A 13,757-nucleotide genomic window follows, 5' to 3' on the forward strand; every position below is an offset into this window, starting at 1 on the left:
AATAGTTTTGAGATGTGGTCGGTCGAAGGGCCTGTTGCGCCCCGTCCGTAATTCCTTTATTCTTAACTGGCTTCGCGCGAAAGCGCCAAGTGTGCCAGTGTGGCGCAACGGTAGCGCAACTGATTTGTAATCAGTGGGTTGCAGGTTCGATTCCTGTCACTGGCTCCATGAAAGTTTCGGGCTCTGTTCCTTGTGGGACAGGGCCCGTTTCTTTTAAAAGAAACGCCCGCGCTGGTTGTGAACTGCGTTCCAAATCTTGGACGCCCTTAATAGCGACTAGGCCGCGAGGGCCCGGTTATGGAGGATATCCATGGGAGCTGAGGTTGATGGCGAAGAGACGATCGACGAATTGACTACATTGGGGTGGACAGTTTCGGGAAAGATACGAGAGGCGGAAGAACCGTATGCGAGGTTTTCCAAGCGCCCGAGGCATTTCATCGATGCGCTCAAGGTCAGATGGTTGACTTGTGTAATGTCGGCAAACCGAAATACGAGATTGTGGTCGAGTGCGATGTCGCCAAGAGTGTGATGGGGTGGTTGGTCAGGTTGTTCGGCGCGGCCGGGCCGCAGCACGCTGTGGACAGTCGCACGCTCGAACAGAACAGGCCTCTGGAGCTCGAACAAAATATCTGGCGCCACGGCGGTGGTGGACGCTGCGGCGGCACCGGGGTACTTGATGACAGAATAGGCATGAAAAGGCCCTGTCCTTGCGGGCGGGGCCGGAGGCATTATTCGTCGACTTCGATGATCTCGAATTCACAGTCATCCTCTGAGCCGTCTAATGGGTAATCGCCTGGGTTAGACATGTTTAAGATCTCTGCGCCGGAGCTATAGCAGGAAACGCCGTAGCTTGCTACTTCAAAGGCTTCGTCCTCGGTGTCGAAGAGGTCGTCTTCTTCGCCGTCGGACCCATCCGGATAATGGTAAATGACTTTATATTTCGTCATGATTCTTCTCCCAACTTTCTTCTATCTTTTCTTCCATTTGCAAATAATTTGACAGGGCCTGTTTTGCTCTGCTTGCTTCTTCTTTTTTGACTTGATAGTCTGCGTAAAATTTTGCAATCGCAGCACAAACCGGCACGGATATCAAGGTGACAATACCAGCGCCCTTTATAAAACCGCTCGCGCATCCTTCGGCGTGGGCGAAGGCTTTGATCGTGTCGATATACTTGTCGGGGCCGCCGTATTCCGCTGCCGTCTTGGTCAATTGTGCATAATCCCACATTATTATCCTCCAATACATTTTGTTTTCTCTTCCTGTGAAAGTTGAAGTATCGCCCTTCTCATCTCATCGATTTTTGCTTTGTCTCGCTCAATCTCCGCCTTTAATTGGGAAGCGATCGTCTCCTTTTGTTCGATGCTTTCCGAGAGTCGTTGGATCTCATCGTTCAGGTAGGCGCAGATTTGATATTGAGTTGCCGTCGAGTTTTCGATCGCCTGCTCATTTCTGGATTTAAGGGCGGCAATTCCGCCCGCCGCGCCCAGAAGCGCAGCCGACATCGCTCCGATGGGGGTAGAAGCTGCGCTGGCGACAATTCCAGCGTATTTTGCATTCTCCTGGAGGAATTTCAGAAGGTCATTCGTGCTAATCGAGCTTCCTTCTTTTCTCGAAGCCCCTCGCGTTGCCTTTAGCTTTCCGCTCCTAATCCACCGGCGGACCGTTTCCGGATTTGTTTTCAGCAGATCTGCAATGTCTTTGACGCTGTAGTTTTCCACGATTCGCTCCTCTCAGCTAATACAATACCATAAAATTAGAATTATCAGTAGTAATAGAGCAATCTAACACTATGGGTGTAGTACTAAAAAGACGAATGTAGTAATAAATCCGTTTGTGACCGCCCTCGATGATGGTTCCAACGGAAGACGTTAGGAAGTCGTTTGGAATCGATTGTTATTGTCCTTATTAGTGGTGTCGTCACGCTTGCAGGCGCGCTGTGCTCCAACTCCCGCAACCGCGCGGTGATGGAGATCGAGACCGACATCTTGTCGAAGCGCGTTGAAAAGCACAACACCCTGATTGAACGCATCTACAGGCTTGAGCAGGACATGGCCGTCATACAGCATGACGTTCAGTCGCTGGTAGAAAGGTCGGAGTAATGGAAGAGTTTCTGAACTCAAACGAATGGCAGTGGCGATTGGCCCGTGCCATCGTCCAAGGCATCCTCGGTGTGATGATCGCCAACGTAGACCTGATTTTTTGGTCAGGTGGTACTGGACCACGCATGGCGTGCATTGGTCGTGGCTCTTATCATGGCTGCGCTCTCCCCGGTGATGGCGGAGCTCGACTCGGGCGGTACGGTCTAGGAGGTGATTCTGTCTGTCCCAGGGTCGCTGCAGCTCACGGCCACGGTGCCTTTGTTTTTAGGAGGGCTATGAGGAATTAGAGATCGACTGTGTGGCTTGCCGTGCTGGTGGTTGCATTGGCGCTCGCCACGCCGGCTGCGGCCTACGAGAACCGCGAGGCGATCGTGTCACAGGGGCACGGCGCCCGCTCGCCGACGTTTTTGGCAGTCCATGAGGCGGGGAATGCCGACGTGAGCGCTGCCAACCACGTTGCCTACTGGCGGCGTACCGCGAGCTGGGCGCGCATGACGCACTATGTTATGGAGCTAAACAGCGGTGCCGTATACCGTACGCAACCCGACGACACGGTGGCGTGGATGTGGGCAACGATAACTCACTTTGCGCGAGCATTGAATCCGCGCGCGGCCTCGAGCTTGGCAGGGCGTGTGGTCGGCGCGCCGTGATTCGCGGAGAATACGGCGTGGGCGCCGCGTGCCGGAATGTACTGGGCGCACGGTATAAAACTGTGCAACGACGTGTGAACCAGATGCTGAGATGGACGATCTGCTGGCATGGGATAGAAAGTCCGGGCGTTCTTTCATTCGTCTCCCGCACTGTTCCGTTTGCCGAATCGGTCTGGCGGCACTTTCATTTACGCCTATCCTTATCAATGTGTTTGCTGCTATGGGAAGGATTAAAACTATGGGTAAGCGATTCGGTGCAGTTCTCTGCGTTGCTGTTCTCGGGCTTTCGCTAATTGGTTGTGGCGGTGTCAATAATGAAGAAGCCCAACGCCAGGCTTCTTTTGTTGATGCCGTTGAGGCTGGTATTGCTGACTGGTCCGACGTTTCTTCGAAGAGGGCTGGTTCTATCGATGAGCAGATTTCTCTCTTGCAGCAGGGCATTGATGTTCAAATTGACGCAGTGAGCAAATTCAAGTCGAAGGATTTTGAGGACGAGTCTTTTGCAGATCTCGTTAAGGACTATAAGTCTGCTTTGGATATGGAAAGCGCTGGCCTCGTTAATTATCCGAACGACCCTGTTACCTACAACGACAACTACGTCAAGGGATGCAAAAAGGCCGCTTCGGTTGTAAAGGAACTTGAAGATAAAGCGGGGCTGAAAATGGATGACGACCATTCCAAGGCACTTTCCAAATATGCGAAGTCACCTTCTGAGCTCGTTCCTCTTGGACAGACTATTTCATTTGAAACTGAGGCAGGCGGGATGGAATTATCTGTTGACGGTTTTGTCGTTGACGCCGACTCCAGCCAGCGTGCTCGTGAGTTCGATGGTTGGTCTGAGAATCAGAACTATAGCTATCTCCTTTGCACGGTTACGAATGACTCTATCGATCCCAAGACAACGGACGGCATTTCCTTTGGTGATTTGATTCAAACTAAGGGCCCTGATGGTATCGATCTGACTTGCCCTAACTTCTCTTATGAGTGGCCTGGCTACGAGATTGCAACCGGCGGCTATCTTGGGACGATGCCCGAAGGCAGCACCAAGAAGGTGGCCGTTCCTTATTTGACCGACGCGAGCGTTACGGATTACTGCGTGGTCATTGGTAATGTTCTGTGCTTCGTAAAAGCACAGTAGAGAGACTGTTCGATCTTATTGGCTGTAGGAGAACGCCGCCGTACCGTTGTTTTTTTCGGTACGGCGGCGTTTTGTCTCCTGCCTTTCCTTTTTTCGGTTTGTCTCAACCTGTAACAGTTAGGAGGAAAATATCTGCTCAGTTGTTACAGGTCGAGACGATGCAAAGAGGGGGCTAACCATTTTGACTTGTACTGCGCAAGGGAATCTGGTTGATGCCAGAGAAAAAGCCCCGCCCAAATGGGCGGGGCTAACAGACCTACTCGTCTACCTCTACGACGTCGTAACTGTAGCCATCGTCATCGGGGAGGGGATTGTCGCCTGGGTTTAACAGATAGTCTTCTTCTGCGCCCGTTCGATAATTGGAAAGTCCTTCGCGTGCGGCGTCGTGAGCCTCAGATTCCGAATAAAAGAGCTCGTCCTCCTCTTCGTCGGCGCCGCTCGGTAAATGATAAACGACCTTGTATTTCATAAGAATCTCCTAACGCGAGTTGCGATAGTCCTCTTCGGATTCATAAATGTTGGTTGCGGAGATGCTGTTCTTGTAACCACACTCAGTGCAAACCCACGTGTACTTGTGATCGTCAAAACCTGGCTGATTGTTGAGATGGGCGTTGCAACGATCGCACCACCAATCAACATCGGGAAATCTATCGCTCATATCTACACTCCTTAATCGCTAGTTGATATGACGAATATAAAACTTACTTGTCGAGCCTGATGAGTGCCTGTTCAACGTTGCTCGTCATGTTGTTTTGCTGCGATGCGGCAAGATGACAGGAAGTGCGAACCACACAGGTGCCAACAACCTTGTGCGAACCGGGGTCTAAGATTGAATTGCCGTCAAAGCTGCTCAAGTACTCATCGCGTTTTTTGGCATCTTTGGCGTTTGCGTACACCTCGACGGCTCCGCCGGCATCACATCCGCCGTCCACGACGGGGGTGTAATCTCCGCTAAGATACACGTCGGAAGAGCCGACCAAATCGGAATTAAAGTAGATGCATGCGGTGTAACCGCCCTGTTTGCCTAACTTATTATTTGGATCGTTGCCCTCCGAAACAGCTTCCAGTGCCGTGATGTTGGCAATGCCCGTGAGCCGTTGCAGAATGAATTGCTCTGAGGGGTTGGTCACCTGCTTGAGCTGGTCGATGCTGTCTTGAAGGTTGGACTTGGCGGTGGAAAGATCGGCGATGACGGAATCGTATTTTCCCATCTTGTCGATCTTCTTTGCCATAGCGTTTATCTCGTCGGTATTACCTGGCATTGCAGGGATATCTTCTTTGGCGGCCTGAGCTTGGGCTACCGCATTGGTCGCGGAATCAGACGTCGACGAATCATAGGGCTTATCCTTCGATTTGTTCAGTTCCTGAAGCTCTTTGATTGCGGCGTCTAAGTCATCGTTGCGGCCTGAAAGTCCGTCGGCGGCGGTGTTGAAGGCCTCAACAGCCTCATTGTGCGGTATCTGGTAATTGACGTACCAGTACGCTCCGATAGCAACGATTAAGGCCGCGACGGCAGAGACGATGGCTGTCCTTTTCTTTTTGTCCATAATGAGTGCTCTCCTTTCCTGATATGAAAATGCTAGCGCTTTCTGACTATTCCGCAGATGCCATGGCTTTCTATTCGGTAAACGGATTCCTCTCTTGCTGCGGCGTCAGTCGAATAACTGTGCGCTTGAACTGAGACCGCCCGAAATGACGGTGGATGCGATGGGGTGGTGGAACAATGCGTGACCGAGTGGGTCTACTTGCACGCATGGGCATGGTGGACGAATGGTAAGACTAAGCTGGCGAAAAGTGAACCTGGTTCTTACTGCAGCCAAATTTCACTGTCCGATGGTGTTAATGCGCTAATGATGTACGTTGGTGGCGAGTCTGAGCATGGGCGTTCCTCGAGACGCTCATTGCGCTCACCGATTAATGGACAACCCGTTGGGACTAATTACGTAGCCCGATTTAAACTGCTGACTTGGGTGCTGCATACATTTCGCATGGTCTCGGAAGGCTGCGCAACCGCCTGACGCTATTTATGAGTCATGAGCTGTTTCGGTTATGCAAGATATCGAAAGGAATTCTAGGATGACTGTAAAACTAGAAACCGTAATAAATGCGATGGATCTTGCGGCGGATGTTCTGGCCGCGGCAGCTGGTGTCATTGAGGGCGCAAAGCAGCTCGGCGTCGATGTCGATGCCGTTGGCGGCGCTGTAATGGATGCAGCGGGCGGCGCTGCTAACGGTGCGCGTGTCGTTGCCGATGGCATTGGCAAGGGGTTCGGAGTAGCGGCCGATGGCGTTGGCGCGGCAGTTGGCGCGCTGGACGGTGCTGTGAAAGCGTTCCAGGACTCAAGAGAAGTCGCCGAGGCTCGCAAGAAGATCAACGCCGCAAGGCAGTCGATTTTCGAAAGTGCGTCGACGGTGATGCCCCTGCACAAGTTTGTCTGCCAGCAGGAAAGGGCTGTCGACGCTGCGTTTAACGGCTTTGATATGCCTGGCTGCTACCTTATCGCAAAGTATCAAAAGGGCGGTCACGATAAGAACTACAGTGACTATCTGGGAATTTATGTGGGCTCAAGCGAGCATATGTCGGATGGTATCGTGTCCACACCCACACGTTTGGGCGATCCGGATGTCTATGCAGATTACAAGTATCATCAAAACGTGATGCTGTTCGTGTTCCCCTGCGAACTGAAGGACCTCGATGAACGTCGCGAACTCCTGCTGCGCTCGTTTAAAGGCAGTAGACTGTACAACGGGTCTGAGGTACTGGCTTAAGGGCTTGGTTGGGGTTAGTCGACAATCTCGATCTGTAACACGAGGACGAGCATTCAGCTCCCAGCTGTTACAGATTTAGACAATCTGGGGGCGAGCTGAGAAGTGTCTCAATCTGTAACAACTAGGGAAGGAAAACCGTTCTTGTTGTTACAGATTTAGATAAACGGGAGACCGCCAGGGAAACATCTCAATCTGTAACAGATAGAGGAGGAATAATCCTCTTAGTGTTACAGATCGAGACGGAAGCCGGGGTGGGGCTCATCGTCCTCATCAAGCGTGGATTATCGGACGAACGAGCGTGGAAAATCTCCCGCCTAGTGAATGAGCGTGGATAATCTGCCACTTTGGGCTCGGAGCTAAGCCAAAAGTGGGAGATTATCCACGCTCAATCGTGCCGTGGAAGCCCGATCGCGACCTATGTAATAGTGCAAGAGGGTCGCTATCGAAGTTCGATCCTGAAGGTGTACTCCACTACGCCAAAGTGTTACCTTGGGAAACGTCGCCTCAGTATCCAAAACCACCGTCCTTCATATCCAAACTCAACAAAACCGCAGGTCAAAGGTATATAGATACGCCCGGAACCGTGTATCTAGAGGTTTTCGTTGACAGCCCCCAAGGTTGCATCGTATTATCTTTTTCGTTCGCGGGGGCGGCGGTCCAAAAGACCAAAGAACCTGCGGATACTTGAACGATTGGGAGTTTGCCCGAGTGGTTAATGGGGACGGGCTGTAAACCCGTTGGCTCTGCCTACATAGGTTCGAATCCTATAGCTCCCACCCGTCAAGTGCCTGTATAGCTCAGTCGGTAGAGCACTTCGTTGGTAACGAAGAGGTCACCAGTTCAAGTCTGGTTGCAGGCTCCATCCGGCGGTGTAGCTCAGTTGGTTAGAGCACACGGTTCATACCCGTGGCGTCACTGGTTCGAATCCAGTCACCGCTACCATAGGTAACACGGTGGCTTCTCAATAGTATGTTGAGAGGCCACTATGGTATAAAGGCAAAGTCCCGTCCGGGGACGACCTGTTTAGAGGAGGGCTTTATGGCCAAAGAGAAGTTTGAGCGCACTAAGCCGCATGTTAACATCGGCACCATTGGTCACGTCGACCACGGCAAGACCACGCTGACCGCTGCCATCACCAAGGTTCTCTCCGAGACCGAGGGCTGCAAGGCTGACTTCACTGCGTTCGAGAACATCGACAAGGCTCCCGAGGAGCGCGAGCGCGGCATTACGATCTCCGTCTCCCACGTCGAGTACGAGACCGCTTCCCGTCACTACGCTCACGTTGACTGCCCGGGCCACGCTGACTACGTCAAGAACATGATCTCCGGCGCTGCTCAGATGGACGGCGCTATCCTGGTCATCGCTGCTACCGACGGCCCCATGGCTCAGACTCGCGAGCACATCCTGCTCGCCCGTCAGGTCGGCGTTCCCTACATCGTCGTCTTCCTGAACAAGTGCGACATGGTCGACGATGACGAGCTTATCGACCTCGTCGAGATGGAGACCCGTGAGCTCCTCTCCGAGTACGATTTCCCCGGCGACGACATCCCCGTCATCCGTGGTTCCGCTCTGGGCGCTCTCGAGGGCGACGCCAAGTGGATGGACGCTATCCGCGAGCTCATGAAGGCCGTCGACGAGTACATCCCGACGCCTGCTCGTAACAACGACCTTCCGTTCCTGATGGCCGTTGAGGACGTTATGACCATCTCCGGCCGTGGTACCGTTGCTACCGGCCGTGTCGAGCGCGGTGAGCTCAAGCTCAACGAGCCCGTCGAGATCGTCGGCATCAAGGACACCCAGAACACCGTCGTTACCGGTATCGAGATGTTCCGTAAGTCCATGGACTTCTGCGAGGCTGGCGACAACGTCGGCCTGCTGCTCCGCGGCATCAAGCGCGAGGACATCGAGCGCGGCCAGGTTCTCTGCAAGCCCGGTTCGGTTACCCCGCACACCAAGTTCACCGGTGAGATCTACGTTCTGACCAAGGAGGAGGGCGGCCGTCATACCCCGTTCTTCGATGGTTATCGTCCTCAGTTCTACTTCCGTACCACCGACGTTACCGGTACGGTCAAGCTCCCCGAGGGCACCGAGATGGCTATGCCTGGTGACCACATCACCATCGAGGGCGACCTCATCCACCCGATCGCCATGGAGGAGGGCCTGCGCTTCGCTATCCGCGAGGGTGGCCACACCGTCGGTTCGGGCATCGTCTCCACGATCATTGAGTAAATTAGCTCTTTGATATAGCTGACTTAGAGAACCCGGCACTTATTTGGGTGCCGGGTTCTTTTCTGCAATGGATATTGAGCCGTTGCTGGTGTCGAGAGGATCGATAATGGTCCTGGATGCACCGTCGATTAGATCTCGATGGCTTCATTGATGTGTTCCAAATATGAATGGATCCACCGAGAACCAATTGACTCGAGGTTTTCATTGACAGCACTTACGTGGAGCTGATAAAGTAACAACTCGTGCCCGTACGGGGCGGAAATGAAAGGTTCAGGATACATGCGTACTCTAGTTACTCTTGCGTGCACTGAGTGCAAGCGCCGCAACTATACGACCACCAAGAACAAGTCGACCATGCCTGATCGTATGGAGATTAAGAAGTATTGCCCCTGGTGCCGTCACCACACGCTGCACAAAGAGACTCGCTAGTCTCTAGTCACATACGCCAGTAGTTCAATTGGTAGAGCATCGGTCTCCAAAACCGAGTGTTGAGGGTTCGAGTCCTTCCTGGCGTGCCAGTCATTATTCCGTAAGCTCCCACTTGGGGGCTTACGGTTTACTCATGTATAAGCGCATTGCGCGGAGGTAACCCAAATGGCCAACAAGAAGAACAAGAAGAAGGCTCAGCAGCCGGCACCTGCCAACAGCGCTGCCGCCAACTCCAAGGTTGAGGCCAAGAAGGCCGTTGCCAAGAAGAGCGAGAAGGCTGCGAAGTCCAAGAAGAACGAGAAGCCTGGTTTCTTCGCCCGCACCAAGAAGTATTTCGCTTCGGTGAAGTCCGAGATGAAGCGTGTCACGTGGCCCGATAAGAAGGAGCTCGTGAACTACTCGGTCGTCGTTTGCGCTTCTCTGATCGTCGTCGGCGTCGTCATCGCTCTGCTCGATGCTGGCTTTGGCGAGGCTCTTGCTCTGTTCTCTGGATTGAGGGGCTAAACCATGTCTAAGCGTTGGTACGTCGTTCACACTTACTCTGGATACGAGAACCGCGTTAAGTCCGATCTCGAGCATCGCATCGAGACCATGGGCATGCAGGACCGTATCTTTGATATCGAGATTCCTATGGAGCGCGTCACCGAGATCAAAGAGGGTGGCAAGCGCGAGACCAAGGATTCCAAGATCTTCCCGGGTTATGTCCTGGTCCGCATGGAGATGGATGACGATGCTTGGACGTGCGTTCGTAACACGCCTGGCGTCACCGGTTTCCTGGGCGGCAACGGCAAGCCCGCTCCGCTTTCCCGCGACGAGTACAACAAGATGACTCGTCGTCCCGGTAAGGGCGATTCGCCCAAGCGCACCTCGGTTGATATTCAGGTCGGCACGTCCGTCCGCGTCACCGATGGCCCGCTTACCGACTTTGATGGCAAGGTCTCCGAGGTTAACACCGAGGCTGGCAAGCTTAAGGTCACGCTGATGATCTTTGGCCGCGAGACGCCGGTCGAGCTCGACTTTAACCAGGTCGCTGTCATCGCTTAAGTTTTCGTCCGTTCGCGCGAGCGTGCTTCTTCTGTGACTGCTCATCTCAGGAGTGCTTCTAACACGTGCGTGCTTACGATATAGCAAGTACTTCACACTCGTGATTCGAAAGGAATGACCATGGCTGAGAAGAAGGTTGCCAACGTCATTAAGCTCCAGATTCCTGCTGGTGCAGCTAACCCCGCTCCTCCCGTCGGCCCCGCCCTGGGCGCTGCTGGCGTGAACATCATGCAGTTCTGCCAGGCCTTTAACGCCGAGACGCAGGACAAGAAGGGCGACATCATCCCCGTTGAGATCTCTGTCTACGAGGACAAGTCCTTCTCCTTCATCACCAAGACCCCGCCGGCGGCTCACCTCATCAAGAAGGAGCTGAACCTCAAGTCTGGTTCCGCTAAGCCCCAGGCCGACAAGGTTGGTCAGCTCTCTCAGGAGCAGCTCACCAAGATCGCCGAGATCAAGATGCCGGACCTCAATGCCAACGACATTGACGCCGCCAAGAAGATCATCGCCGGTACCGCCCGTTCCATGGGCGTCACCATCGCTGAGTAGCGATTTCTTTAGGTAATGACGGGTGCTCCGACCGGGGCGCCCGTTATATGTGTGCAATAGGGCACACGATACGATGTGGGAGGGCTCACGCCCGTTTAACCACAGGAGGTAATGCACATGGCTAAGCATGGTAAGAGCTATAACGCCGCTGCCGAGAAGATCGACCGCGCCACGCTCTACACCCCCCTTCAGGCTGCCAAGCTCATCAAGGAGCTCGACACCGCCAAGTTCGACGAGACCGTCGAGGCCCACTTCCGTCTGGGCATCGATACTCGTAAGGCTGACCAGAACATCCGTGGTTCCATCTCCCTGCCTCACGGCACCGGCAAGACCGTTCGTGTTGCTGTCTTCGCCGAGGGCGAGAAGGCCCGCGAGGCCGAGGCTGCCGGCGCCGACATCATCGGTTCCGACGAGCTCGTCGCCCAGATCCAGAAGGGCGAGATCAACTTCGACGCCGCTATCGCTACGCCGAACATGATGGCCAAGGTTGGCCGCATTGGTAAGATCCTTGGTCCCCGTGGCCTCATGCCGAACCCCAAGCTCGGCACCGTGACCATGGACGTCGCCAAGATGGTCTCCGAGCTCAAGGCCGGCCGCGTTGAGTATCGCGCCGACCGCTACGGCATCTGCCACGTGCCCCTGGGCAAGAAGTCCTTCTCCGAGCAGCAGCTCGTCGAGAACTATGCTGCCCTGTACACTGAGATCCTGCGCGTCAAGCCCTCTTCTGCTAAGGGCAAGTACGTCAAGTCCATCTCCGTGTCTTCCACCATGGGCCCTGGCGTCAAGGTCGATCCCGCTATCCAGCGCGACTTCCTGGCTGAGTAACTAACAGTTACTGCCTGAGCAAAGCAAGCATTGCTAAAGAGACCCGGTTCTGCCTCGTGCAGGACCGGGTCTCTTGCTTTTGAGTCAACGAAACCACCACGAAGGGGACAGGCACCATTGTGGTGGTTTTACTTGTGTTGTACTTTAGCGCGATGTAGTACTACCCGAGGCCGAAGGGAGCCCAACATGTTTAAGAACACGCAACAGCTCCTAGGCCTAGCGCTACTAGATTGGATAGCGCGCTAGGGTTGTAATCTCGCTATAACGATTTGTTGTACCCGGGTGCGCTATCGTCTGCCGCTTTCAGGCGTGATGAGCGACACGGGTATTTTTCTATCTCTAGGCCTTCTCTCTCCTGAAAGCCATCTGTCATAAAACGGTCAATCAGGAGGAACATATAAGCCGCAAAATCACAATCTTTGACGCCACCCTGTGCGACGGTGAGCAGTCGCCGGGCGCCAGCATGAATACCGAGGAAAAGCTCTTCATCGCCCGCCAGCTGGTGCGCATGAACGTGGACGTTATCGAGGCGGGCTTTCCCATCTCGAGTCCTGGTGACTTTCGCTCCGTACAGGAGATTGGCAAGATTGCGGGCGACCGATGCACGGTATGCGGCCTGACGCGCGCTGTCGACAGGGATATCGAAGTGGCTGCAGAGGCGCTCAAAACGGCCCAGAGGCCCCGTATCCATACAGGGCTGGGTGTGAGCACCAGTCACCTGCGCGACAAGCTCCATATGACTGAGGAAAGGGCAATTGAGTGAGCGATCCATGCCGTCAAACATGCTCGCAAGTTCGTTGACGATGTTGAGTTTTATGCCGAGGATGCCGGCCGCTCCGATCAGGAGTTTCTGGTGCGCATTATCGAGGCGGCCGTAAAGGCCGGTGCCACGGTCGTGAACATCCCCGATACGATGGGCTACAACATGCCGTGGGACTTTGGCGCCCGCATCCGTGACCTGCGCGGGCGCTGCGGGTGCGGCCGGTCAGCGTGCGGTCGACGTGATGGAGTATCGCGAGTACGAGATTGAGCGCATTGCGCGCCAGGCATTTGAGGCGGCGCGCAAACGTCGCGGCAAGGTGACGAGCGTTGATAAGCGCAACGTGCTGGAGACGAGCCGCATGTGGCGCGAGATCGTGCATCGCGTGCAAGACGAGGAGTACTCCGACGTGGAGCTTGAGGACCTGCTCGTCGACAACGCCGCCATGCAGCTCATCAGTCGACCGGCAGACTTTGACGTCGTGGTGACGGAGAACATGTTCGGCGACATCCTGTCCGATGAGGCGGCTCAGATTACCGGATCGCTCGGTATGCTTGCCTCTGCCTCGCTGGATGATGGCGTATCGCTGTTTGGGCCGAGCGCTGGCAGCGCTCCTGACATCGCGGGGCTCGGCGTGGCCAATCCGCTGGCTCAAATCTTGTCGGTGGCGATGCTGCTGACCTACGCGCTCGACATGGGCGAGCAAGCCGCGTGGATCGAGAGCGCCGTGGCGCGCGTGCTCGACGAGGGCTGGCGCACCCGTGACATCGCCGATGTCAACACCCCGGCAGATAAGATCCTCGGCACCACGACGATGGGCGACAAGGTCGTCGCCGCGCTGTAGGCGATGCCGATTCAAGCTGTCAAATATCTCAATCTGTAACATCTAAGGGGCAAAATCGTTCCTACCTGTTACAGATTGAGATTTTCGGCTGAGCATCCGTGGTCTGTCTCGATCTGTAACAGCTAACCGATTATTTGGGCCCTACCTGTTACAGATTGAGACAAACCGTTGGGACAGGTCGGACGAGTCAGCAAAACCACCACAAAGGTGCCGGTCCCCTTCGTGGTGGTTTTTAGCGCAACGAGGTGTTCCCAGCCGACCATACGGGCGGCCTTGCGCTCACGCTGCTCGATGACAGCGCATCTTTAGACGCGAAGTGCGGAACCGGGTGCATATACGAGCCGCGTAGCGTTACGAATTCATGGGAATGGTAGCGTGCAGAGATGTGGTGTAAGAGGCGGGGCATGCCCCGCCTCCGCCC

Annotated in this window: 17 protein-coding genes, 5 tRNA genes and 1 pseudogene; 17 read left to right on the forward strand and 6 right to left on the reverse strand. The window is 54.6% G+C overall.

The genetic code is table 11. The annotated features are described in order from the left end of the window. Positions 1–93: 93 nt before the first annotated feature. Positions 94–168: transfer RNA gene (locus DW796_RS08280), tRNA-Thr, on the forward strand. A 560-nt stretch (positions 169–728) separates the two neighbouring features. Here the strand turns inward: DW796_RS08280 and DW796_RS08290 are convergent. The 3 genes from DW796_RS08290 to DW796_RS08300 are packed head-to-tail and all read right to left on the reverse strand — an operon-like array spanning position 729 to position 1,718. Continuing rightward, the gene (locus DW796_RS08290; protein WP_118094811.1) at positions 729–947 is read right to left on the reverse strand and encodes a hypothetical protein; all 219 of its coding nucleotides are present in this window, start codon (positions 945–947) and stop codon (positions 729–731) included. Then, positions 934–1,227 carry a hypothetical protein gene (locus DW796_RS08295; protein ID WP_118094812.1) on the reverse strand — a complete coding sequence of 98 codons (294 nt, stop codon included), beginning with the start codon at positions 1,225–1,227 and terminating at the stop codon, positions 934–936. The genes DW796_RS08290 and DW796_RS08295 overlap by 14 nt, the downstream gene beginning before the upstream one ends. A gap of 2 nt (positions 1,228–1,229) precedes the next feature. Beyond that, positions 1,230–1,718, reverse strand: a complete 489-nt coding sequence (locus DW796_RS08300) for a helix-turn-helix domain-containing protein (protein WP_118094813.1) — start codon at positions 1,716–1,718, stop codon at positions 1,230–1,232. Between the two features lie 162 nt (positions 1,719–1,880). On the opposite strand from DW796_RS08300, the gene DW796_RS08305 reads away from it, so the two are divergent. From DW796_RS08305 to DW796_RS10560, 3 genes are all read left to right on the forward strand, one after another. Beyond that, positions 1,881–2,099 carry a hypothetical protein gene (locus tag DW796_RS08305; protein ID WP_118094814.1) on the forward strand — a complete coding sequence of 73 codons (219 nt, stop codon included), beginning with the start codon at positions 1,881–1,883 and terminating at the stop codon, positions 2,097–2,099. Between the two features lie 296 nt (positions 2,100–2,395). Beyond that, positions 2,396–2,749 (forward strand): hypothetical protein, encoded by a 354-nt coding sequence (locus DW796_RS10550; protein ID WP_199579842.1) that lies wholly within the window; start codon positions 2,396–2,398, stop codon positions 2,747–2,749. A 91-nt stretch (positions 2,750–2,840) separates the two neighbouring features. Further along, positions 2,841–3,887 (forward strand): hypothetical protein, encoded by a 1,047-nt coding sequence (locus tag DW796_RS10560; protein ID WP_233539710.1) that lies wholly within the window; start codon positions 2,841–2,843, stop codon positions 3,885–3,887. Between the two features lie 256 nt (positions 3,888–4,143). Here the strand turns inward: DW796_RS10560 and DW796_RS08325 are convergent, their stop codons facing one another. From DW796_RS08325 to DW796_RS08335, 3 genes are read right to left on the reverse strand one after another with little or no spacing between them, the layout of a single operon-like run. Then, positions 4,144–4,356 (reverse strand): hypothetical protein, encoded by a 213-nt coding sequence (locus DW796_RS08325; protein WP_118094817.1) that lies wholly within the window; start codon positions 4,354–4,356, stop codon positions 4,144–4,146. A gap of 9 nt (positions 4,357–4,365) precedes the next feature. Further along, entirely contained in the window at positions 4,366–4,545 is a 180-nt protein-coding gene (locus DW796_RS08330) for a Sec23/Sec24 zinc finger-containing protein (RefSeq protein ID WP_118094818.1), read from the reverse strand. Between the two features lie 43 nt (positions 4,546–4,588). Beyond that, positions 4,589–5,434: a hypothetical protein gene (locus DW796_RS08335; protein ID WP_118094819.1), complete on the reverse strand. Its 846-nt coding sequence runs from the start codon at positions 5,432–5,434 to the stop codon at positions 4,589–4,591. 529 nt (positions 5,435–5,963) lie between these two features. Between DW796_RS08335 and DW796_RS08340 the strand changes: the two genes are divergently transcribed. From DW796_RS08340 to DW796_RS08400, 13 genes and pseudogenes are all read left to right on the forward strand, one after another. Further along, positions 5,964–6,656: a hypothetical protein gene (locus DW796_RS08340; protein WP_118094820.1), complete on the forward strand. Its 693-nt coding sequence runs from the start codon at positions 5,964–5,966 to the stop codon at positions 6,654–6,656. Between the two features lie 694 nt (positions 6,657–7,350). Next, positions 7,351–7,432 (forward strand) — tRNA-Tyr (locus tag DW796_RS08345). 10 nt (positions 7,433–7,442) lie between these two features. Then, a tRNA-Thr gene (locus DW796_RS08350) sits at positions 7,443–7,518 on the forward strand. A 3-nt stretch (positions 7,519–7,521) separates the two neighbouring features. Next, positions 7,522–7,598 (forward strand) — tRNA-Met (locus DW796_RS08355). Between the two features lie 96 nt (positions 7,599–7,694). Beyond that, positions 7,695–8,885, forward strand: a complete 1,191-nt coding sequence (gene tuf, locus DW796_RS08360; protein WP_118094821.1) for an elongation factor Tu — start codon at positions 7,695–7,697, stop codon at positions 8,883–8,885. Positions 8,886–9,164: 279 nt separating this feature from the next. Beyond that, positions 9,165–9,314: a 50S ribosomal protein L33 gene (rpmG, locus tag DW796_RS08365; RefSeq protein WP_022093895.1), complete on the forward strand. Its 150-nt coding sequence runs from the start codon at positions 9,165–9,167 to the stop codon at positions 9,312–9,314. Positions 9,315–9,327: 13 nt separating this feature from the next. Then, positions 9,328–9,403: transfer RNA gene (locus DW796_RS08370), tRNA-Trp, on the forward strand. A 76-nt stretch (positions 9,404–9,479) separates the two neighbouring features. Continuing rightward, entirely contained in the window at positions 9,480–9,818 is a 339-nt protein-coding gene (secE, locus tag DW796_RS08375) for a preprotein translocase subunit SecE (protein ID WP_117769328.1), read from the forward strand. A gap of 3 nt (positions 9,819–9,821) precedes the next feature. Continuing rightward, positions 9,822–10,358 (forward strand): transcription termination/antitermination protein NusG, encoded by a 537-nt coding sequence (gene nusG / locus DW796_RS08380; protein ID WP_006234984.1) that lies wholly within the window; start codon positions 9,822–9,824, stop codon positions 10,356–10,358. Between the two features lie 120 nt (positions 10,359–10,478). Then, on the forward strand, positions 10,479–10,907 hold the full coding sequence (gene rplK, locus DW796_RS08385; protein ID WP_022093893.1) for a 50S ribosomal protein L11: 429 nt from the start codon (positions 10,479–10,481) through the stop codon (positions 10,905–10,907). Between the two features lie 117 nt (positions 10,908–11,024). After that, entirely contained in the window at positions 11,025–11,732 is a 708-nt protein-coding gene (gene rplA / locus DW796_RS08390) for a 50S ribosomal protein L1 (protein ID WP_089572518.1), read from the forward strand. A gap of 463 nt (positions 11,733–12,195) precedes the next feature. Beyond that, a pseudogene (locus tag DW796_RS08395) lies at positions 12,196–12,762 on the forward strand (hypothetical protein). Then, entirely contained in the window at positions 12,671–13,336 is a 666-nt protein-coding gene (locus tag DW796_RS08400; RefSeq protein WP_226790685.1) for an isocitrate/isopropylmalate family dehydrogenase, read from the forward strand. Before DW796_RS08395 ends, DW796_RS08400 begins: the two are co-directional and overlap by 92 nt. The last annotated feature ends 421 nt before the right edge of the window (positions 13,337–13,757 follow it).

This window comes from Collinsella sp. AM31-2AC (assembly GCF_003469285.1).
In the GTDB taxonomy this organism is placed as follows: Bacteria; Actinomycetota; Coriobacteriia; order Coriobacteriales; family Coriobacteriaceae; genus Collinsella; species Collinsella aerofaciens_AT.

Coding starts and splice junctions, on each gene's coding strand:
- secE (WP_117769328.1), top strand. CDS start 9,480: ATGGCCAACAAGAAGAACAAGAAGAAGGCTCAGCAGCCGGCACCTGCC.
- DW796_RS08340 (WP_118094820.1), top strand. CDS start 5,964: ATGACTGTAAAACTAGAAACCGTAATAAATGCGATGGATCTTGCGGCG.
- DW796_RS08290 (WP_118094811.1), bottom strand. CDS start 947: ATGACGAAATATAAAGTCATTTACCATTATCCGGATGGGTCCGACGGC.
- DW796_RS08325 (WP_118094817.1), bottom strand. CDS start 4,356: ATGAAATACAAGGTCGTTTATCATTTACCGAGCGGCGCCGACGAAGAG.
- rpmG (WP_022093895.1), top strand. CDS start 9,165: ATGCGTACTCTAGTTACTCTTGCGTGCACTGAGTGCAAGCGCCGCAAC.
- nusG (WP_006234984.1), top strand. CDS start 9,822: ATGTCTAAGCGTTGGTACGTCGTTCACACTTACTCTGGATACGAGAAC.
- DW796_RS08330 (WP_118094818.1), bottom strand. CDS start 4,545: ATGAGCGATAGATTTCCCGATGTTGATTGGTGGTGCGATCGTTGCAAC.
- DW796_RS10560 (WP_233539710.1), top strand. CDS start 2,841: ATGGACGATCTGCTGGCATGGGATAGAAAGTCCGGGCGTTCTTTCATT.
- rplK (WP_022093893.1), top strand. CDS start 10,479: ATGGCTGAGAAGAAGGTTGCCAACGTCATTAAGCTCCAGATTCCTGCT.
- rplA (WP_089572518.1), top strand. CDS start 11,025: ATGGCTAAGCATGGTAAGAGCTATAACGCCGCTGCCGAGAAGATCGAC.
- tuf (WP_118094821.1), top strand. CDS start 7,695: ATGGCCAAAGAGAAGTTTGAGCGCACTAAGCCGCATGTTAACATCGGC.
- DW796_RS08295 (WP_118094812.1), bottom strand. CDS start 1,227: ATGTGGGATTATGCACAATTGACCAAGACGGCAGCGGAATACGGCGGC.
- DW796_RS08335 (WP_118094819.1), bottom strand. CDS start 5,434: ATGGACAAAAAGAAAAGGACAGCCATCGTCTCTGCCGTCGCGGCCTTA.